We start from the raw sequence: 21,226 nt of genomic DNA on the forward strand, positions 1-21,226 counted from the left end.
TCCCAGTTACGTAAAGTCTGAACATGAACACCAAGCAATTTAGCAGCCTGTCCAATTGAAATAATCTTATTCACTACAAATAAACCTATAACTATTTTAGATGTATTATAAACTATTTATAGATTTAGTCAAGCAGTTGTTAACCCTGGGAAATTCCCGTTAGTTTTACCGATTTCCGTGAGAAAAGGGAGTATCGTGACTTCGTACTGGTTACATTTCTTCGTTCTTGCCGTGAGGCCCGTAGCCGGAATCCTTTAACGAATAACCATCCTTTGTTGTCCATACATCCAGACCGCTTCTGTTGTTTCCCGCAACCAGAGATGCTGCAAAGCTTGGACTTGTGGTCATGTAACTTTCATTAAATATATAACAGTTAAGCTTGCTGTCGTAGGTAAGGATTCCGTCATCAATGAGTTTGTTTCGGATATCCACAACCTGCTGTCGCAGTGAATTAGCACATTTAGGAGAAATCATGGAACCTTTGTTGAGCATGAAACTCGGGGTTGAACGTTTGCCTACGGGGAATCCGGAGGCGTTAACCCCCTTAACTGAAAAGTAGTAGGTTTCCTTTTCATCAAGTTCGAAGCTTGATTTGAGAATGGTCTGCAGGTTCAGAATTTCCTGATAGGCATCAATGGGCAGTACCGCATGGGTTCTGTTGCCGTTGCTGTCTACGATAAAAGATACCTTGTCATCTCTGCTCATGATTTCGTCCCTAATTTTTTATAATTTTCTCATTTTTAGGAGTAATAAGCTATTAAAAAAATTAGAATTCGACGAGACCTGAAAATAAAAAAAGTGGATGTAAAAAATTACATCCACAAAACTAAAGATAACAAAACCAAAAACGTTATTAAACGTGTTCACTCTGAAAGTAAGCATAAAACATACCAATATGGAATAATGGCTGATAATAATCCGTTATTCACGATTATTGACGTTATTACGGTCAATTCCCGTTAATTCATCCAGAGAACAGATGCAGCTTGAGATAAAAGTATCGACTACCATTTTTACGGCTGGATCTTTTTGGCATATTTCGGCAACTTTTGAGTGCATTGTCTGTCTGACATGTGCAAATTCGTCATTGTTGAATCTCTGCTCTTCAAGAGTTTTGATGTAGGCGGAGATAATGTCCGCATATTTAACTATTTTTCTGTACTCGGCATCGGTACTGTCCTGAATTATAAGTGGTGCGTATATTCTGCGGAGTTTTTCCGGCAGGGTGTTTACGCATTCGGTTTCAGCGATGTGTTCGAGTATTTTAAACTGTCTGGTGAATTCAGGTGTCTGGTACTTTGTTTTGGAGTTAAGATCCTGCAGCTTTGTTTCGGATATTTCATGGAACAGGGCAAGACTTGCGGCTCTGTCGGCATTAAGACTTGTGCCGAAATATTCGTTGGATACGGAACAGATTAGATGTGCTATTACCGCAACCATATGGCTGTGTTCTGATATGTTTTCTTCTCTAAAGCTGTGCATTAGAGCCCAACGTTTGATTAGGGGCATGCGAGTAATCCAGGCTAAAAAAGTACTCTTCATGTGATTATTCCTGACGGTTGAACTTGTGGCTGGTCTGAGTATATCACGACGGCAGAGCAAGAGAACGGCATAAGCTGTGTATTTTGATTTGCGGCAGGTTTATCATGCCCGGAGGTCGTGAGACGAAATTATGATTTGCTGACTGAATCGGCTGATATAAAAAATCCCTTCTCTGAAAGCCGTTAATTGGCTGAAGAAGGGATTTGTGGGGAAATCCATGTTGGATTTCCGTAAAGCTTACGATGTTTAGGCCTACTGTCGGTAAGTCTTTAAGAATCTGCTGAGTCTGGTGCAGGCATCCTGAATTACTTCTTCCTGTGGCAGGAATGTTATACGGAAATGATCAGGAGCAGGCCAGTTGAAGCCGGTGCCCTGAACTATAAGCATTTTTTCCTGCTTAAGAAGGTCAAGAACCATCTTCTGGTCATCTCTTATCTTGAGTACTTCCGGATTTATGCGAGGGAACATGTACAAAGCTCCCTTAGGCTTAACACAGCTGAGTCCGGGGATTGAGTTGATTAGCTCATAGGCCAGATCTCTCTGTCTGCGCAGCCTTCCCCCCGGAAGAATCAGTTCGTTGATACTCTGATAACCGCCGAGTGCAGTCTGAATGGCAAACTGCATAGGCACGTTGGCACAGAGTCTCATGGAGGCCAGAATGTTCAGCCCCTGGATGTAATCCTTGGCGTACTGCTTAGGACCGCTGATGATCATCCAGCCCTGTCTGAAACCGCAGGCACGATAAGCCTTTGACAGTCCGTTGAAGGTAAGCACGAGTACGTCGTCGCATAATGTGCAGATACTGTGGTGGGCAATGTCATCATAAAGAATCTTGTCGTATATTTCGTCAGCAAAAATAATCAGGTTATTCTGACGGGCAATTTCAATGAGTTCCAGTAACAAATCCGTTGAGTACACGGCCCCGGTCGGATTGTTAGGATTGATGAGAACAATACCTCTTGTTCTAGGAGTTATTTTCTTTCTGATGTCATCAAGATCCGGATACCAGTCTGCCTGTTCGTCACAGATATAGTGAACCGCACGTCCGCCGCTCAGGTTTATCGCAGCAGTCCAGAGAGGATAGTCTGGAGCAGGAACAAGTATTTCATCGCCGTTGTTAAGCAACGCCTGCATTGACTGGACAATCAGTTCAGACGCACCGTTGCCGATAAAGATGTCATCAAGTTCAATCTGACGAAGACCTTTCTGCTGATAATGCTGGGCAATCGCCTTGCGCGCCGAAAAAATACCTTTTGAATCGCAGTACCCCTGACCGGCATTGATGTTAAGAACAACATCCTTAACAATTTCCTCAGGAGTTTCAAAACCAAAAGTTGCGAGGTTACCGATATTCAGTTTGAGAATTCTCTGTCCCTCGTCTTCCATTCTTCGCGCTTCGATGTGAACTTTGCCTCTGATATCGTAGCAAACGTTATCGAGCTTATGTGACTTCTCTATGATATTCATGTCAATCTTTATTTTCTTGTATTTGTTGAAAAAACATTTACGGTGGTGGCTGTTCTCCGTAGGCGTTAACGGTTTTAAGCGAACCATAGCATATTATATTACAAAAAGGCGTACAGATGGTTATTTTTATCCGTACGCCTTTGGGATGGCCGAACCGGCAGGGCCTAACGGCTGTTTTTAGCGGTCATTAAATTTACGATTGTTGTAGATTGCCTCAAGAATCATTCTTTCATGAGGATAATGAGGTCTGGAGATACGTCTGGCCTGCAGCATCTGTCTGGTTTTCTCATCATATGAAAGGTTGTTCATGAAGTATACGAAAGGCACGATGTTTCCCTTTGAGTCCTTAAGGAATCCCGCAAGGTTTGATACACCGTCAAGAGTACCGGTTTTTGCAGTTACGTTTTTAAGCAGAGGAGCCTTCATCAGACTTCCTCTGCCGCCAAGAGTGCCGGATACTCCTGCGACCGGCAACAGTTCCATCATGTGAATTTCATTATTGTGGAGCTTTATGTATTCCAGTACACCGAGCATTTGTCTTGGGGTGATCAGATTATGCGGTGACAGTCCGGAGCCGTCAATTATAGTGGCATTCCCCAGATAAACATCATGCTTTTTCAGAATGTTTCTGATGGCTATTGAAGACATATAATAATTTGCCGGACGGTTGTAGTATACGGTTCCTATTGTTTTGGCCACACTGTCGGCGATTATGTTGACGCTTTTAAGGAGACAGCGCTTGAGCATTACGTGAAGAGGCTGAGAAAGATAAGAGGCGTACTGGATCTGTACACCCGGGCTCTTTCTTGTAAGTTTTACCCCTCCGGTTACGGTAATGCCGAGATCACTTATAAGTCCGGAAACAATCTTCTGTCCCCATTCGTTCGGATCCTGAATGGCTACGGACAGGCCAAGAGCTTCCTTTTTCTGAACTGGAATACAACCGGAGAATCTGTAAACGTTGTGAGAGTCTCTCTGAAGATCCAGTGTGCAACCACCATAGAATTCGCTGGCTGTTACCACTTCAAGCTCACTGGTATCTACGGTTATTGGAGTTTTTGGAGGTATGGTTGCAGTAACCTTGCCGCCTATGGTAGGTGCGTGAAGCTGAATTGACGTGCAGTTGCCGTCAATAATGATTGATGCAGGAGGGGCTGTGAAGCATTTTGACAGATCGTCCCATGACCATCCTTCGGCATAATCGTGGCCGTTGAAGTAGCCGTAGTTAAGATAGAGTGCACCGTTTATCCGGGATACACCGGCCTTTTTCAGTGTATCAAGCAGATTTTTGATGTCTGTTCTTTTCAGCTGAGGGTCCCCGCGGAATTCCAGTTCGACGTCGCCGTCAAGAACTCCGTTTTTGACCAACAGACGGTTGTCACTCGATATTGACTTGTTGTTTACCAGAAGTCTTGTTTTAATCTGATAGTTCGGTCCCAGATAGAGAAGACCGGCCAGGGCCGTTATTACCTTTTGGGTTGATGCCGGTCTGAAGTAGATATCAGCGTTCTGACCATAGACCGTTGCCATGTCATCGTAGCTGTAGGCTACGCCGTTTGAGGCTCCGGAAGGCATTTTGGCATTGATTTCACTTATTTCGTCAGCATGGGCTGATGTCAGCATTAATGCTGCACACAGGGTAAGCGTAATTGTTTTTAAGTTAAGCATTTTCGGTAATGTTTTTATTTTATCGGTCTGTGATTCACTGTGCGTGGGGACTTAAAAAACGCACGGGAGATTTTAAAAAATTATTAACAAATTGTATCACACAATGCCACCTTTAAATAATGATTATCAATTGCATTTTTTATCACGGGAGCTTTTTATGCGATTCTAGGCTGGCGACCACGATAATTCATAAATCATACCGTTTTAAAGCTTTTTAACCAGAGTTTTTTTTGACGGTTATGAGGCTTTTTGTATAAGGATTTATCTTTTTTCTGTACCAGATGCTCACTGCCTGTTCATCAGTATGTATCTGTCTGATACATTTTCAGCTGTTCCATTGCTCTGATGTTGTGTTCCTAAGGCATACATAGCAGCACATAAATACCTGTTAAACAGAATCTTTATTTTTCAGAATAGTATGTCAGTTAATGCCTGATAATTGCAGATGAGAGGAATTTAGGTTCATCCTGTAAATTTCACTCCGGAACGGTTGTGACTGGCGGCTGAGTCTGAGAAGAGCAGAAATTTATAATGAGAGAGATCTAGCAAACAGAATCGGTTTTATTGTTTTTATGATTCTTTGTCTTTATAATTTTTAAATCTTTAGTCAGAATGGTAACACTAAGTTTCTGACTGAATTGTTTTAATTAAAACATTATTTTTTATTAAGTTAGAGAGAATAAAGTAATGATTATCACTCCAAAAGTTCGTGGTTTTATCTGTACCTCCACTCATCCGACAGGCTGCGAGGAAAACGTAAAGAATCAGATTGCATACGTTGAAAGCAAGGGACCGATTGCAAATGGTCCTAAGAAGGTGCTTGTTATCGGTTCTTCAACCGGCTATGGTCTGGCTTCAAGAATCAGTGCCGCTTTCGGTTCAGGAGCTGCCACCATCGGTGTTTTCTTTGAAAAGCCGGGTACCGAAAAGAAGCCGGGAACCGCTGGATGGTATAATGCTGCTGCATTTGACAAATTTGCCAAGGCTAAGGGGCTTTATGCCAAGAGTATTAACGGGGATGCTTTCTCTGATGAATGCAGGGCGAAGGTTATCGAGCTTATAAAGCAGGATCTCGGTCAGATTGACATGGTTGTATATTCACTTGCTTCTCCGGTAAGAAAGATCCCTTCAACCGGTGAACTTGTTCGTTCATCATTAAAGCCTATCGGTGAAGTGTACAGAACAACTGCTGTTGACACCAATAAAGATGAAATCATTCAGGCTGAAATCGAACCTGCAAATGAAGAAGAGATCGCCAATACCGTTAAGGTAATGGGAGGTCAGGACTGGGAATTATGGATTAATGCCCTCCTTGAAGCAGGTGTTCTTGCCGAAGGATTTAAGACTGTTGCATACAGCTACATCGGCACAGATCTGACATGGCCTATTTACTGGAACGGAACACTCGGTAAGGCTAAGGAAGACCTTGATCGTGCCGCATCTGCAATTAACGTCAAGCTCAGTGCCGTTTCAGGTAAAGCAAATGTTGCCGTACTCAAGTCTGTCATCACCCAGGCTTCATCAGCCATTCCTGTAATGCCTCTGTACATTTCAATGTGTTTTAAGGTTATGAAGGAACAGGGCGTACATGAGGAGGTTATTGATCATATCTTCAGAATGTTTAATACCGAACTCAATCAGGATGCATACAGGGAACTTGATGAAAAGGGCCGAATCAGAATGGATTCATGGGAACTTGACGACAAGGTACAGAATGCCTGCCGTGAGCTCTGGCCTAAGATTACCACTGAAAATCTCAAGGCTCTGACCGATTATGAATGCTACAAGTCTGACTTCTTAAAACTTTTCGGTTTCGGCGTGGCTAACGTTGATTATGCGGCTGATGTAAATCCAGTAGTTGATTTTGACGTGATAACTCTGTAATACATCACGCATTACGTATTTACTGTTAAGAAAGAGAGGGCGGCCTAACGGCCGCCTTTTTATTGTTGTTTCACTCGTGGTGAATAACACTTTTTCGTATCTTATGGGCTCGAAACTGTCGGATATGCTCAAAAAAAAGAGGCTGAAAAGCCTCTTTTTTTCGGAGATCGAATCTTATTTTCCAGTATGATAAAGCTTATATGCTTCGAGGGTGTTTTCCATTAAAGACGCAATGGTCATAGGTCCAACACCGCCTGGAACAGGAGTTATGTATGAAGCTCTTTTCTTGGCAACATCAAACTGAATGTCTCCGCATATTTTTCCGTCAGGTAAGCGGTTGATACCAACGTCAATAACAACGGCACCAGGCTTAATCCATTCACCAGGAATGAAGTTCGGTTTGCCGACGGCTACAACAAGAACGTCAGCCTGTTCAACAAATGATCTCAGATCCTTGGTAAATCTGTGGGTGGTGATGGTTGTACATCCGGCAAGGAGAAATTCCAGTGTCATTGGACGACCGACAATGTTTGAAGCACCAACAACCACGGCATTCTTACCGAGAAGATCGATACCGGTACTGTTGATGAGAGTTATAATTCCCTTCGGGGTGCATGGACGCAGAACGGGAATTCTCTGGGCAAGACGGCCGACGTTATACGGATTGAAACCGTCTACATCCTTATCAGGCTTAATCCTCTCGATTACCTTTGTTGAATCAATGTGCTTAGGTAACGGAAGCTGAACAAGAATACCGTCGACGGTTTCATCAGCATTCAGTTTGTCAACAAGAGCCAGAAGTTCTTCTTCGGTTGTTTCTGCAGGCAGATCGTGAGCGCTTGATACAAAACCGATTTCTTCACATGACTTTCTTTTTCCCTTTACGTAAATCTGGGAAGCTGGATCTTCACCTACCAGAATAACGGCAAGACCTGGACGACGTCTGCCTTCGGCAACAAGTTGATCTACATCTGCTTTGAGTTTGGCTCTGATGGAAGCTGCAATGGCTTTACCGTCAATAATATTCGCTGACATTGAATACCTCTTAGTGTGTACAATAATCTGTGTGTATTATAATACATGTTATTGATATTTGTTATTTTATTTAAGTCTTTTTCATGCATGTCCGTGCCTTGTTTTTAATTGGTTTTTTTCTGTTTTGTGATATTTTTTTATTATATTTGTTAGACCTGTGTTAAAATATAAAGGAGCCGTGGTATCGTTTTCATGGCCGCTGTCATTCCTTTGTTTCTGATGGACTGTTTCCCTTTATGCGTAATCTTCTTTGCTACGGCTGTTCGATGATGCTGCTTCCGATCATGGCTGTCACTGCCGGCTGCGATCGCAGGGATAATGTTGTCTGTGAAAGCACAAAGGTACAGGACAGTCTGCGCAGTGAATTCAGCTATGAACTGCAGCAACATACTGAGCTGCCTCAGGTTATGTTCAAGAATATTGAACTGAAGAGTAAGATGAATTCACTTGTATGGTGCGGCTGTAACAGTGAAATCTCTGGAAAAGGGGATTTAATAGTAGATGCCCTGATTACCAGATTCGGGGCAAAGAAGTGGCAGGTTCACAGATCTATTCTGGACAGTACGGATTTCAGCCGTATGAGTCCTCGGGACATATCAAAATCCAAGTCAGTAATTGCCCTGTATCTTCTGAATAAATACAGGGATACACTTAGGGAAAAATCCTATACATTGAAGGTAGACGTTAACTACAACATTGATGTTACGGGTAACATAATCAGAAACATTGATTATCACGATGACGTGAATATTGCATTTCTATCCGTGGTTGCATCCGACATTCCACCGGACATCGCACGGGATCAGTACGTAATTACCAAAATCTTAAATTCCCAGTCCGTTAAGTAGCATTTTTGTTCCGGTAAATATCAGAAGAACCCCGTAGATTACTTTTAGCTTTGCGGGCGGGATTCTTTTGTTTATTGCGACGCCGACAGGAGCCATGAACATTGAAAAAGGAATTACGGCAAGTATTGCAAGAAAAACTATGTGTCCACAGGTAAGTACAGGACTGTTATTTATTGTGACGTCCGATACCAGTTCCCTAAAGAGAATGAATCCAGCTCCGGGGATGCATATTATGGTTCCGACTGCGGCAGCCGTTCCTATGGCTTTAACTGTGTCATATCTGAACACGGAAAGTGTCGGAACAGTCAGTGTACCGCCTCCGATTCCCAACATTACTGAAACGCAGGAAATGATTGTCGGCATGATGTACTGATAGGGTGGTTTAGGAAGGTTTTCAAACATTGGAGGCATTTTGGAAATAACTATCATGTTAAGTGCCGCAAACAGCAGAATGCATCCGAACAGCGTTGAAAGCCACAATCCTCCATATATTTTTGACAGTATGGTTCCGAGCAGAACCCCAAGTACCATAAAAGGAAGCCATTTTATAAAGAGTTTTTTATCGATGTTCCCTCTTCTCAGATGTGAAAAACATGATGACAGTGATGTCGGAATCATCGTGAATATGGAACTGGTCGTGGCCATGATGATCGCATCAGCCGGGTCAATGTGAAAGAAGTAGGTAAAGCTGTAATAATACACGGGTACAAAGATTATGCCTCCTCCGATGCCAAGCAACCCGGCCAGGATTCCGGCCAGCGTTCCGGATACGCAGAACAGTGCGATAACTTGCATAAGTTGAATCAGATCGGTTGAGGACATAGGGACTCCTTAAAGACAGTTATGATACCTTTATGTTACCGAAAGGGTATTTTACTATAATTCATCGTTGAATAACTGTTTTTGTCTGAGCAGTTTATCTTTTATCTTTTCAATTACACAATCAGGTTTTAGCACCTTAATGTTTGTTCCGAAACGGATTAGATTAATGACAACATTGGCAAGGTCATTGTTCGGAACGGTAATTACCGTGACACATGATCCCTCGTTGGCGGACACAAGTTTTTTAGGATAGTAGGCGAATATAAGCATGAACCGTTCAAGTGTATTTTTACGATCGTAGATCATGACTGTGATGTCTATTATTTTAACACCTTCGCTGCATTCCTTTTTTATGCTTTCTATTTTATCACGGCAGACGTGTTCAGCATTGCTTTTGATCGATATTACATCCTGAATGTTTATGTTGTGAGGATGCGAGGACGGAGAGGATTCATGTACTTCCGGCTGATCGTTATCAGATTCCTGTTTTGGATATGGAATGCACTGCAGTCTGAATCTATTAAACTGTAGATCGTATTCCATACGCAGGGGAATATATCGCTCAGTAAGATCTTTGTTGCGGTTGGTAGAATGGAATGTTATGTCCAGAACCTTTCTTTTGATAATTGCTTCATATATCGTTCTGAATATTTTGATGTATTCCGGATCCGTAAAATTGTCAGGATGCATTTCCTGATCGGTAACAACGATGTCAGCTGGATCGTAAAGCCCGGGAATGTCTTTTAATCTGTTTCTTATTTCAGTTATTGTCGGTTCTCCGAGAAACAGTCCCGCTCTGGGGTCGTTAACTGCTGTTTTCAGCCATTTTAATTCCATTTGTGTCAGAGGCGTGTTGTCGGCGGTTAATTTGAGAAAGGAAATGGTGGACTGTGATTTCATTAGATCCCGCATAAGAATTTCCACATTGTTGCCAATGATGTCATTATGTGGAAATGTACTTTTTACTACATCATCGACAGGTGTATTTCTTTCAAAGGTATCAGAAAGACTCATTATTTTTAGCAGTGTCAGAGTGTCGTAACAGTACAGAGGTGAGAACATTTCTTCCATTTTATCAGGTGTTTCTTTTGGGATCATGGCTGTATATCCGTCATCAGTAATTAAGTGTTATGTGAGATCATACATTTCAAGCATCTGATTCAGATCATTTTGGAACTGACTGCCAAGCTGGTTTTTATCTGATTCAATTTTTATAATTCGTCCCATGAAGGTTTTGAGCCAGCTTTGAAGTTCGTTTTCATCTGAAATTTGTGTTTTGTACTCATACAGGTGTTGACTGTTGTCAATACAGGTTATCAGATCGTCAGGATGACTTTGTCGTTGAAGTCTTTTCAGAACATAATGTTCGTCAGGCCGTATAATGAAAATGATTCGTACATTATCAGGTTTTTTACTAATTCTGCTCCCGTTTACATTAATGTGCTTCAGACGGGATACATTGTCATCGAAAAGAGCAGGAAGGGATTCCTCGAGGCATGTTATCTCAATTATGTTGTCCAATCTTATGGCTATGAACGTATTGCTTTCAAGGTTTGATGCCAGAAGATACTCTCTTCCAACCAACTGACGGAACAGGATTTTCAGTGGCTGGCATTTTGTTCGCAGACGTTGTTTCCTTGAATTGCCGGACGATTCTTCTTTAAAAAAGTATATTTCGGCATTCAGCCTGTTGCCGATGCAGTATAGAATTTTGTATTTAATTTCCTGGTTTAGAGCAAGCACGGGATAACAGAACTTGTATGTGATGTTATCGTCACTAAATTCACATCCATGAAATACGTTGATAAGATTGCCTATGTAAAATCCCGGAAGTCCCACAGGACTGCATACTGTGAAAAAGGAAATGAAATCCCATACATTCTGATTAACAGATCCAAGTAGTCTTGTCAGCGAATTACCTGTTTGCAGTGTAAATTTTCGGCCTGTTGTCAGCAGTCCGTTGTCCTGAAGGATTTTTATCTGTCGTCTTACTGTGCTGTAGCAACTAGTGTCACTGTCATTGCTGTCGATAGTCTCATAACTGTCAACAATATCTTTAATGCTGAATGGGGTATTCCCGTTGCGGAGAGCTCTGTTTGCCACAGCAAGAATGGTTTTCATCATAATTTCGCTGTTGTGTCCCAGACATCCGTATATTCTGAAGAAATTAAGATGCTCGGGATAAATGCGTTTTTTTCTGCCAGATATCCTGTTTGGAATCGGACAGCAGATATAAGTTCCTTCGGTTATCTTTTGTTTTGTCTCAACGTTGAAAAGATTTCTTATCATGGTCAGAATCTTTCCTGAAAGAACTGTGGATTCGCACTTTCTGTCTTTGTCAGGCTGGTCGGTCTCTGTAATGTAAAGTCTTTCCGCCATGATATCCTTGGTTTCAGATGAGAATATAAAGACCGAGCGCATGATTTCCCGGTACTTTCTCATCTTGTCTTTTTTTAAAATGTATAATTTGTACTGCTCGTTATGGCTGTCCTGTTTTTTGGGCATGTACGGTTACCTTCCGTAAATTGGAATTCCTGTAAGTGATGTTTATCATAACAGCTTTTTCAATGTTTTTTTAGGAATGTCGGCGGATTATATCAAACATGGATGTTTTACGTTCGGACAAAGAAACATGATCTGACTGATTTAGGAAATATCGCCCATGATACTTTATTTTCTTTTACGGAGATAAAGTGAATTAAATTTGTTCAAAAATAGGAAAAATGACTAAAAGACAATCAATAAAACATAAAATTTGATTTTTTACAAAAAAATCGTTGACGAAACAGTGTTTGTACTCTATCATGCACACCTGTTAGCAATGGCATCGGCGATTAGCGCAGCCCGGTAGCGCATCTGGTTTGGGACCAGAGGGTCGCAGGTTCGAACCCTGCATCGCCGACCATCTTTCAAAGGGTATGCGCCCTTAGCTCAGTTGGATAGAGCAACGGCCTTCTAAGCCGTGGGTCGAAGGTTCGACTCCTTCAGGGCGCGCCATTTGCTGATAAATCTCTATGGTGGCTGTAGCTCAGTTGGTAGAGTCCCGGATTGTGATTCCGGTTGTCGTGGGTTCGAACCCCATCAGCCACCCCATGAGACGCGGGAATGGCGAAATTGGTAGACGCACCAGATTTAGGTTCTGGCGCCTTGTGTGTGAGAGTTCGAGTCTCTCTTCCCGCACCATCGGGAGTGAGAATATTACAGCGACGTTTTCAACGTCTTCATATAGTTTGATGAAACAGGCCTTCGAAAGAAGGTTTTTTCTTTTTTTGTTCAGATGTTTTTTACCTTTTTCTGCTAGTTGGATATTTTCTTTTTGTTTGCTGAAACGAAAGTGTTTATTTTGCCAAAAATGTTTATAAAATCCTTTATAGACGTTTTAGTACAAGAACCCCGTGCATATTCTGCCGTTTTCACTTCTGTGTTCCATGGTAAAAAAACCGGCTGAAAGCCGGTTTTACTGTGTTCGTTATTCAAGCCTTTAAAGCATGATGTCTTCTTGTATCTGCTGCCAGTCAACCTGACTGTCTTCAGGCAGCGTCACCGTCTTTATACATCCTTTCTTGATGCAGTTTATTGCTCTTATGTATGTATCACCGTCCTGAAGATTTGTCTTGTCGAGCCTGTTCGCCGTAAGTCTTACAAATGACGACTGCTGACTGTGTTCGGACAGGGTTCTGGCACCAGCTAGGGCTAGAGAAAGTAATTCATATATTCTGTTTGATTCCAGGGAATATGGGGCACTGTTAATAAACGGATAACTGATTATGCCGGCATTAACGACCGGTTCAATGTGAAGTTCCTTTAAAACCTGTTCTACCTTGGTAATTATGCTGTTGCTCATTGTGAATGCGTCCATGTCAGCATTTGGTTTTGTTACGATTATGTATCGAGAATCATTTATCACATAGATGTCGGATGCTATGTGAATAAGATTTTGCAGTTTATCTATAAATGCGTTTCGCTGATTCTGGGACTGTTTATAACCTCTTCTTATCGACAGGTCGGTAAAGCCCGGAATAAATATCTGGTAGATATCCTTGTTATTTATAAGATCTATATTCTTGGTTCCCTGGTCATCTTCAGACTGGTGATAGTTCATGCTCTGTCTGATAACGAAGTTAAGGAAGTCATTGTAGTTCTTGATGTCACCTCCGAATGACTGCGGATAGTCATCCTCTAGTCTGTCAATTTCACGTTCCAGTTCTCTTGATTTGTTGTAGTAACGCATGAGAGCGAGAGAGACTATAAGAAACATGACCGTAAAGCCTGAAAGCATAACGATAAGCATTCTTACAGGAATATTAATTATGTTACTGCCGTGCGATATGTAGTTAGGTGAGAAAACAGGAGAGGGCAGTATATGGTTGTTTTTAGGCGGAATACGCTTCTCAACCTCAGAAGTAATGGTAAAGGCTGTTTCAAGATTTTTGTATGCTTCAGCATAGTTTCCTTGAGTGGCTTCTATAATTCCCTTGGTATGATAGTATTTCGGTATATATTCCGGAGGAATCTTATCAATGTACGTACTCAGGGTTTTCATGAGCTGATTGGCATTACTGGTCTGCCCTGCCCCGTTTAATGCAACGGCAAGATCAATAAGTCTGACTATGGATTCGGAATTCTCACTGTTGAATGAGTAGTCATGTTTGCTGCTCCCGAGAAACATAAGTGCTCTGTCGTAATCACCGAGTTTTATGTAGAGATGTCCGAGCCTTTCTCGGAATTTATCCTCGTTTTCCGGAGCCATTTGTGTGTAACTTATCAGATTATCAGCTTTTCTCAGAAGTGTCATCGCATCATTCAGACGGCCGATTTTGATTTTAATTTCACTGAGTTGAAGCAGGTTGTCGATATAGTTAAGCTGTTCCTGAGGAAACAGCTCAATGACTGATACGTATTTGCTGAGATGTTCATCGGCAAATTCAGGATAATCACTTTCAAGAAAAAGCTCACTCAGCAGTTTAGACAGAACGGCATTGTTATACATGTATTGTGGCTTGCCGATGTAGTTCTTTTCCACCTGATTAAGTAGATAATATGCCACATTCTTTTGGTTAAGCTCATAGTAGATATTGAATCCCTGTAGCCAGAATGCGTTTTTAATGCTGTCAGGGTAACTGCTGAAAGCATCATCATTAACGCTTGTTTCAAAAAAAGAAACGGCTTTCAGGTTGTTGCTCTTGGACAGCTTGTATAATTCGATCAGCTGAATGTACGGCTTAATTTTCAGGTAGTTTTCCCTGTTAATTGCAGACGGAGTATCAATAAAATTTATGTCAATCGGATTCATTGTTCCGTTCTGCAGTGATGATCTGATTCGGTTATAAATGTTTATTATTGATGAGAGATTACCTTTTCTGTACAGAACCTTCGAACTGAAGTCAGTATCTTTTGCTTGTCCTACTTTTATTTTACATGATGTCAGAACGTTGAATATTGAGTCTTTTTCCGGTGATGGGTTTTTGCGGAAAAACTGCAGTCTCTGTTTTTCAAGTTCCTGGTTTTCGGTGTCTGTGAAATGCTGACGTGGTTCAGAAGTGTTTTCTTTTTTACGTTCCTTTTCGGTCAGCAGAGCCAGCTCGTTTTCCAGTGATGAATCTTCATTGACGGCCTGTTCTTGCTCAGCTATTTGTTCGAGCTGTTCCGGTGCTTCTTTATTTTCAGAGACGGCGTTTTCGTCATTTGACGTTTCTGTCGTTAAGACTGTTTCATGATCAGGTTGTTGTGATTCTGCCTGTTTTGCCGGCGTTACGGCTGATTCTGCCTCAGAAGCAGTCATGCCGTAGTCTGTATTATGTTTGCGATCATCTTGGTCAGTGGGTGTGGCTGATTCTTTTTTTACAGTGTCTGCCTGATCTTCTGCCGCATTTGCAGATACGGCAGGAATCTGTGTCTTAGGCTCTGGTACCACAACCCGGATTTCCTGCTGACTGTTATCAATATATGAATTAATGAGTTCAATGCACTTGTATGGATTTTTGTCCTGAAAGTGTGTAGCCATCTCCACCTGTGGTGGCAGTACCGTGTCATCGTTTACTTCGATTGACGGCAGAATTAAGGGTATTAATAACATGTCCAGCATAAATGTAAGCCCTGTTAACCGTTACTGTCTGATGAGTCTCAATGAGTCGTACGGAAGTTCGTGAGTGGCTCTCACGGGATTTATGTCAAGACCGCCTCGTCTGGTATAAAAAGCTCTTACCTCGAGATATGATATGTCGCATCTGTTGGCGATGTCGGTAAATATTCTTTCCACACAATGCTCATGAAATTCATTATGAGTACGCATGGATATAATATACTGCAACAGACCTTCATGGTTGATCTTTTTTCCTGTATATTTGATGTATATCGTGCCCCAATCCGGTTGTCCCGTTATCAGACAATTTGATTTGAGAAGATCGGATTTCAGCGCTTCAGTAATGACATCCCCGGATTTCTCCTGAGTAATAAAGTCGGGATGCAGGGTATATTGAGAAACTTCAATGTCGAGTTCATCAAGATTTACCGCTTCAAGTCTGCCGAATTCGAATGATTGAGGCATGTCTGAAGGACGGAATAATTCAACTGTTACTCCGGTTCCGAGTGCTCTGCTCAAATCATTCTCAACAGTGCTCCTCACGGCACTTATATTCAGAAATTTTGTCATGTTGAAGCTGTTGAAATACAGTTTCAGTGATTTTGATTCGATTATGCATTCAGAGTCGGCAGGAACGTAAATGACGCCAACGGCAACTTCCGGACGTCCACGGAAATTAAGATATGAGATCTCGTAATGATGCCATACGTCATAGCCGTAAAACGGCGTGGAAATGCTCAGTGTATTCCTGTTGAGCGATCTTGGAACAGTCTGAAGAAGATCTGCATTGTAGCGTGTTTCATATGAGGTTTTTTTGCCGAGGACTAAATTTTTTGAAAGCTCTGAAATGTTTTCCGAAATCATCTGTTTTTCCTGTTTAAAACATTACCGAAGTAATGTTTCGTAATAATTCATGTGTTTACCGTTCTGTATGTATTTACATTGGTCCGTCCGTACTCAGATGTCACCGAAGCAGGACTGAATAATACTGAGTGCCACAAGAGCCGCAGTCTCAGTTCTGAGAATTCTCGGTCCGACAAGCACGTCTCTGTATCCCGCTTTTCTGCTGAGTTCCACCTCTTCGTCGGTAAAACCGCCTTCTGGACCTACCAGCAGACGGTAGCTTCCGGCCTGCGGAAGTTCGCGAAATCTGCAGTCGGCATATGGATTCATCGTGACCTTGAGTTCATCCGCATCAGTATTTTCGCTTAAAAATTCTTCGATGGACATTAGTGGACGAACTTCCGGAATGATTGCACGGCCACTCTGTTCACAGGCACTGATTACTATTTTCTGCAGTGTCTCCTGTTTCTTCTGTGATCGTTCATCGTTTAACCTGACCCCGCACCGTTCGGATACCAGCGGGGTGATGACGTTAATTCCGAGTTCCACGGACTTCTGTACGGTGAAATCCATTTTGTCCCCGCGGCTTAAAACCTGACCGAGATGAATTCTGATGGGGGATTCGTTGTTTTTTTCAGTGCGGCCGATAATGTGGACATCAGCGGATTTTTTCTGAATGGAAGTAATAACGGCCTGATAATCACATCCGTCGCCGTTAAACAGCGTTAACGGATCGTTGACATTCATGCGCAGTACTTTTATGGCGTGGTTAAAGGCATCACTGCACAGGGTAACCTCCGTATCCGTCTGCAGCGGCTGGTTGTCATATACTCTTACGGTTCTCATACGATATAGTGCTTTTGATTCTGAAATGAAAATTGCCGTAGAATTAAAAAATTCACTGCGGTTACAGATTTTTTTTGATATTATCTTGGCAACTGTTTTATGGATTAATTGTACATTATTGGCTGTATTTTTGTGCAAGTAATTTCAGCGTGATCTCCTTTTGAAGTGTCTTTTGGTGCCCGTTTCGGTAACAGACTGTACGGGAACGCCGTTTTGGAGCAGAAAATGAATTTAGAAAAAGTTATCGGTCTCGGTGTGGCCGGAAATTTCACCGGACATCTTGAGCAGGCCGGAGAAGCCGCAGATTTTAAAAACGTGACAGTAAAGGATGCAAAGGCACCTAAGGCAATATTTCCGTTTTATCTGCCAAAGAGTGCCGAAAGCAGACTGGATACTTTTTTACATACATTCCCTTTATCATCTGACAAGGTTAACATCTCAGGAACCATTTCCGAAAATCATCAGATTGAACCGGAAGTAGGTGTTCTGTGTGAAATTGAGTATGACGGAGATGAAGTCAGAGCTTTAAAGCCGGTTGCCTTCGGTGCATATAATGACTGTTCAATCAGACGTCCGGGGGCTAAGAAAATCAGTGAGAAGAAGAACTGGGGGGCAGACAGCAAGGGATTCAGCGCCAGTCTGATTTCTCTTTCCGGTTTCGACGATTCCAGTGAAATATCATCATACAGGATCGCCTGCTTCCTTAAAAGGGATGGCGAGGTTAACGTTTACGGTGTTGACAGTGCGGCCCGTGATTACAGCTACATGTACGGAACCCTGCTTTCATGGATTGTTGACAAAATGAACAATCAGAAGAATGAAGGTCCGGCAGAAAACATTCATGAGTATCTTCTTGACAGCGCAAAACCTGAAATGGCACTGATAAGCATCGGGGCAACACGTTACACCGAATATGGTGAAACTCATTTCCTTCAGCCGGGCGATGTAAGCTACGTTGTGGTTTATCATGAAAGATATACCTGTGAAGAGATTCTGAAAATGGTTGAAAACGACAGCTTTGCGTCTGACGGCATCAGCGCTCTGGTTCAGAAGGCTGTTTAATCTTTTATCGGTATGGTGTAAAAACCGTCATGCGTCTTTTGCGGCGCATGGCGGTTTTTCATTATGCGCCTTGGATTTATGAGCGTCGCTTATACGAAGCGGGTATTTACGTATCCGGCTCAGTTACGTCATGAAAAGACTGTCCGCAGTTCATGTAAAAGCGTGTTTCGGTGACGTATATTGCTCTTGATAAGCAGTTTGAAAAAGAATAAACTATCATCTTTAATAATGTAGGAAAATGATTAGTTTCCCGACAGGGCATTCATGAGGTAATACGGGTCAAGACAGATACGTAAGCAGGTCTGACCGTGTTGTTTGTGAAGGTGCCCGCTGATGGCTTCATCAGTAAATGTTTACCTAAAAGTCTCTGTTTTTATCTGTCGTCAGCTCCGGAAACGGAAAAGCGACAAGCGTTTTATAGATAGGTAGTTATAAATTATGACTTCAGCATTAACTAATACCGAATTTGTCTTCCCTTCACAGAAGAGTGTGTATCACGGAAAGGTTCGTGATGTTTACAATATCAACGATGAAAAGCTGGTAATGGTAGCTACGGACAGAATTTCCGCTTTTGACGTAATTCTTCCAAAGGGAATTCCGTTCAAGGGACAGGTTTTAAATCAGATAGCGGCCAAGTTCTTAGATGCAACTGCGGATATCTGTCCAAACTGGAAACTTGCTTCTCCTGATCCAATGGTTACTGTTGGTGTTATGTGTAAGGGCTTCCCTATCGAAATGATTGTTCGCGGTTACCTGTGCGGAAGTTCATGGAGAGCATATAAGAGCGGTGTTCGTGAAATCTGTGGTGTTAAGCTTCCTGAAGGCATGAAGGAAAATCAGAAGTTCCCTGAACCAATCATTACTCCGACCACCAAGGCAGAACTCGGTCTTCATGATGAAGATATCTCAAAGGAAGAAATTCTTGCAAAGGGTCTTGCAACTCCGGAAGAATATGCAACTCTTGAAAAGTATGCTCTTGCTCTGTTCAAGCGCGGTACTGAAATTGCTGAAAAGAGAGGTCTTATTCTCGTTGATACCAAGTATGAATTCGGTACTTACAACGGTGAAATCTATCTTATGGATGAAATCCATACTCCTGATTCAAGCCGCTATTTCTACAAGGACGGCTATGAAGAAAGATTCGCAAAGGGTGAACCTCAGAAGCAGCTTTCCAAGGAATTCGTTCGTGAATGGTTAATGAGCAACGGTTTCCAGGGTAAGGAAGGTCAGAAGGTTCCTGAAATGACTCCGGAAATTGTTAATTCAATTTCCGAACGTTATCTTGAACTTTATGAAAACATCATCGGTGAAAAGTTTGAAAAGGCTGCCGATGCTGATTTACTTGCAAGAATCGAGAAGAACGTTAAGGACTATTTAACCAAGTAGTCTGCTGACATACATTCCGTAAAAACTCCGTGTCATGAACTGCAGAAGCAGATCACGTCACGGAGTTTTTTTTGTCACGGTGATGTATTCGTTGAAGAGAAACGGAATATTCCGTTCTGATTTTTGAGCCTGTGACTGAAAGGGGGCAATAAAAAAACGGGCGGAGCAGCCCGCCCCGTTTTGGTAAATGTGTTATTGTAAAGGTGTTATTACTTTACTTGGCAAGGTGTCTTAAAACTTCTGCCTTATCGATCTGTTCCCAAGGGAATTCTTCACGACCGAAGTGACCGTAACTTGCGGTAGGCAGGTAGATTGGTCTCTTGAGGTTAAGCATTTCAATCAGACCGTATGGTCTAAGATCGAAGGTCTTTCTGATAATCTCAACAAGCTTGGCTTCTGATACAATGCCGGTACCGAAGGTGTTTACTGAAAGTGATACAGGCTCTGCCACGCCGATGGCGTAGGAGATCTGAATTTCACACTTTTTGGCAAGACCTGCAGCTACAACATTTTTGGCCACGTATCTTGCAGCGTACGCCGCACTTCTGTCAACCTTTGATGGATCCTTGCCTGAGAAAGCTCCACCGCCATGTCTTGCATAACCGCCGTAGGTGTCAACGATAATCTTTCTTCCGGTAAGGCCACAGTCCCCCATAGGTCCGCCGATAACGAAACGGCCGGTTGGGTTGATGAAGTATTTGGTTTTATCGGTAAGCCACTTCTGAGGAATTACCTTGTTGATGATTTCTTCGCGTACGCCTTCGTGGATTTCCTTGTTGGTTACGGTTTCGTCATGCTGAGTGGAAATTACTATGGTGTCAATGCCTTCAATACTGCCGTCATCATTGTAAAGGAAGGTTACCTGACTCTTAGCGTCTGGACGGAGCCACTTGAGCGTACCATTCTTACGGGCTTCAGCCTGTCTCTTCATAAGACGGTGTGCATAGGTGATAGGAGCAGGCATGAACACGTCAGTTTCATCACAGGCAAAACCGAACATAAGTCCCTGGTCTCCTGCACCCTGATCTTTAGGATTTTCTCTTGATACACCCTGGTTGATATCCGGAGACTGTTTGCCGATGGCATTTAAAACGGCGCATGAATTGGCATCAAAGCCCATGTCTGAATGGTTGTAACCGATATTGCATACAATCTTTCTTACAAGAGCTTCAATATCAACCCAGGCTGTGGTTGAGATTTCACCGCCAACAAGAACCATACCTGTTTTGATGAAAGTTTCACAAGCTACGTGAGCATACTGATCCTGTTTAAGAATTTCGTCCAGCACGGCATCAGAAATCTGATCGGCAATTTTATCAGGATGTCCTTCAGATACAGACTCTGAAGTAAATAAATATGACATGATGGGTCCCTATACTTATATGTGTTCGTGGTTTATGTAAGTTGCTTTGTTTTTTGTCCCTACAGACCGGCATTTTATTTACGGCTCTTTTCCTGACAAGACAGTCAGAAAAGTCTGATAAAGACTTAGGAGCCTGACTGAATAAAAATGAATCCGGGAAGGGATCTGTTTTCATTTTTATCAGACCGGTTTTGTTTTCCTTATGCTTTCATTGATGGCAAGATCTCTGCAAGGTACGGAATTCTTCCGGACTGTCGCATGAAAGGCAAAAAACGTTCATGCTGTCACATTTTATCATAAAAATCCGTTTTTCCAACATTATGGCAGACAAAAGTCCTCTTGTTTAATCATGTGAGAATAATTGTTATATGTGTAAAA

At 42.2% G+C, this 21,226-nt stretch carries 16 protein-coding genes and 4 tRNA genes; 8 read left to right on the forward strand and 12 right to left on the reverse strand.

Going from position 1 to position 21,226, the window contains the following annotated elements; genetic code table 11:
* Positions 1-210 precede the first annotated feature (210 nt).
* From QZU58_RS05560 to dacB, 4 genes are all read right to left on the reverse strand, one after another.
* Entirely contained in the window at positions 211-705 is a 495-nt protein-coding gene (locus QZU58_RS05560) for a DUF4357 domain-containing protein (RefSeq protein WP_294460856.1), read from the reverse strand.
* 216 nt (positions 706-921) lie between these two features.
* Positions 922-1,542: a 5'-deoxynucleotidase gene (gene yfbR, locus QZU58_RS05565; protein ID WP_294460855.1), complete on the reverse strand. Its 621-nt coding sequence runs from the start codon at positions 1,540-1,542 to the stop codon at positions 922-924.
* Between the two features lie 252 nt (positions 1,543-1,794).
* The gene (locus QZU58_RS05570; RefSeq protein WP_294460852.1) at positions 1,795-3,009 is read right to left on the reverse strand and encodes a pyridoxal phosphate-dependent aminotransferase; all 1,215 of its coding nucleotides are present in this window, start codon (positions 3,007-3,009) and stop codon (positions 1,795-1,797) included.
* A gap of 177 nt (positions 3,010-3,186) precedes the next feature.
* A complete protein-coding gene (gene dacB / locus QZU58_RS05575) occupies positions 3,187-4,677 on the reverse strand; it encodes a D-alanyl-D-alanine carboxypeptidase/D-alanyl-D-alanine-endopeptidase (RefSeq protein ID WP_294460850.1) in 1,491 nt (496 codons plus the stop codon).
* Between the two features lie 687 nt (positions 4,678-5,364).
* Between dacB and fabV the strand changes: the two genes are divergently transcribed.
* Entirely contained in the window at positions 5,365-6,561 is a 1,197-nt protein-coding gene (fabV, locus tag QZU58_RS05580) for an enoyl-ACP reductase FabV (RefSeq protein ID WP_294460848.1), read from the forward strand.
* Positions 6,562-6,735: 174 nt separating this feature from the next.
* Here fabV and folD read toward each other — a convergent pair whose 3' ends face one another.
* Positions 6,736-7,596 (reverse strand): bifunctional methylenetetrahydrofolate dehydrogenase/methenyltetrahydrofolate cyclohydrolase FolD, encoded by an 861-nt coding sequence (gene folD, locus QZU58_RS05585; protein WP_294495613.1) that lies wholly within the window; start codon positions 7,594-7,596, stop codon positions 6,736-6,738.
* A 236-nt stretch (positions 7,597-7,832) separates the two neighbouring features.
* Between folD and QZU58_RS05590 the strand changes: the two genes are divergently transcribed.
* Entirely contained in the window at positions 7,833-8,444 is a 612-nt protein-coding gene (locus tag QZU58_RS05590; RefSeq protein ID WP_294460842.1) for a hypothetical protein, read from the forward strand.
* Here the strand turns inward: QZU58_RS05590 and QZU58_RS05595 are convergent.
* From QZU58_RS05595 to QZU58_RS05605, 3 genes are read right to left on the reverse strand one after another with little or no spacing between them, the layout of a single operon-like run.
* Entirely contained in the window at positions 8,421-9,266 is an 846-nt protein-coding gene (locus tag QZU58_RS05595; RefSeq protein ID WP_294495615.1) for a sulfite exporter TauE/SafE family protein, read from the reverse strand. The genes QZU58_RS05590 and QZU58_RS05595 overlap by 24 nt on opposite strands.
* A gap of 54 nt (positions 9,267-9,320) precedes the next feature.
* On the reverse strand, positions 9,321-10,364 hold the full coding sequence (locus tag QZU58_RS05600; RefSeq protein ID WP_294495617.1) for a hypothetical protein: 1,044 nt from the start codon (positions 10,362-10,364) through the stop codon (positions 9,321-9,323).
* 30 nt (positions 10,365-10,394) lie between these two features.
* Positions 10,395-11,771 carry a hypothetical protein gene (locus QZU58_RS05605; protein WP_294460838.1) on the reverse strand — a complete coding sequence of 459 codons (1,377 nt, stop codon included), beginning with the start codon at positions 11,769-11,771 and terminating at the stop codon, positions 10,395-10,397.
* 323 nt (positions 11,772-12,094) lie between these two features.
* Here QZU58_RS05605 and QZU58_RS05610 point away from each other — a divergent pair.
* The 4 genes from QZU58_RS05610 (at position 12,095) to QZU58_RS05625 (ending at position 12,449) form a co-directional block, all read left to right on the forward strand.
* Positions 12,095-12,171 (forward strand) — tRNA-Pro (locus QZU58_RS05610).
* A 15-nt stretch (positions 12,172-12,186) separates the two neighbouring features.
* Positions 12,187-12,263: transfer RNA gene (locus tag QZU58_RS05615), tRNA-Arg, on the forward strand.
* Between the two features lie 20 nt (positions 12,264-12,283).
* Positions 12,284-12,359 (forward strand) — tRNA-His (locus tag QZU58_RS05620).
* A 6-nt stretch (positions 12,360-12,365) separates the two neighbouring features.
* Positions 12,366-12,449, forward strand: a tRNA-Leu gene (locus tag QZU58_RS05625).
* Positions 12,450-12,747: 298 nt separating this feature from the next.
* Here the strand turns inward: QZU58_RS05625 and QZU58_RS05630 are convergent.
* The 3 genes from QZU58_RS05630 to QZU58_RS05640 all read right to left on the reverse strand — a co-directional run bounded on the left by QZU58_RS05630 (position 12,748) and on the right by QZU58_RS05640 (position 17,037).
* A complete protein-coding gene (locus QZU58_RS05630) occupies positions 12,748-15,351 on the reverse strand; it encodes a LapA family protein (RefSeq protein WP_294495619.1) in 2,604 nt (867 codons plus the stop codon).
* Between the two features lie 21 nt (positions 15,352-15,372).
* Positions 15,373-16,212, reverse strand: a complete 840-nt coding sequence (gene queF / locus QZU58_RS05635) for an NADPH-dependent 7-cyano-7-deazaguanine reductase QueF (protein ID WP_294460834.1) — start codon at positions 16,210-16,212, stop codon at positions 15,373-15,375.
* 93 nt (positions 16,213-16,305) lie between these two features.
* Entirely contained in the window at positions 16,306-17,037 is a 732-nt protein-coding gene (locus QZU58_RS05640; RefSeq protein ID WP_294495622.1) for a 16S rRNA (uracil(1498)-N(3))-methyltransferase, read from the reverse strand.
* A 225-nt stretch (positions 17,038-17,262) separates the two neighbouring features.
* On the opposite strand from QZU58_RS05640, the gene QZU58_RS05645 reads away from it, so the two are divergent.
* Entirely contained in the window at positions 17,263-18,099 is an 837-nt protein-coding gene (locus QZU58_RS05645; protein ID WP_294495624.1) for a DUF5718 family protein, read from the forward strand.
* Between the two features lie 438 nt (positions 18,100-18,537).
* The gene (locus QZU58_RS05650) at positions 18,538-19,485 is read left to right on the forward strand and encodes a phosphoribosylaminoimidazolesuccinocarboxamide synthase (protein ID WP_294463484.1); all 948 of its coding nucleotides are present in this window, start codon (positions 18,538-18,540) and stop codon (positions 19,483-19,485) included.
* A 214-nt stretch (positions 19,486-19,699) separates the two neighbouring features.
* Here QZU58_RS05650 and metK read toward each other — a convergent pair whose 3' ends face one another.
* The gene (gene metK, locus QZU58_RS05655; protein ID WP_294495625.1) at positions 19,700-20,848 is read right to left on the reverse strand and encodes a methionine adenosyltransferase; all 1,149 of its coding nucleotides are present in this window, start codon (positions 20,846-20,848) and stop codon (positions 19,700-19,702) included.
* Positions 20,849-21,226 lie beyond the last annotated feature (378 nt).

The organism is uncultured Ruminobacter sp. (genome assembly GCA_902764345.1).
GTDB lineage: Bacteria > Pseudomonadota > Gammaproteobacteria > Enterobacterales > Succinivibrionaceae > Ruminobacter.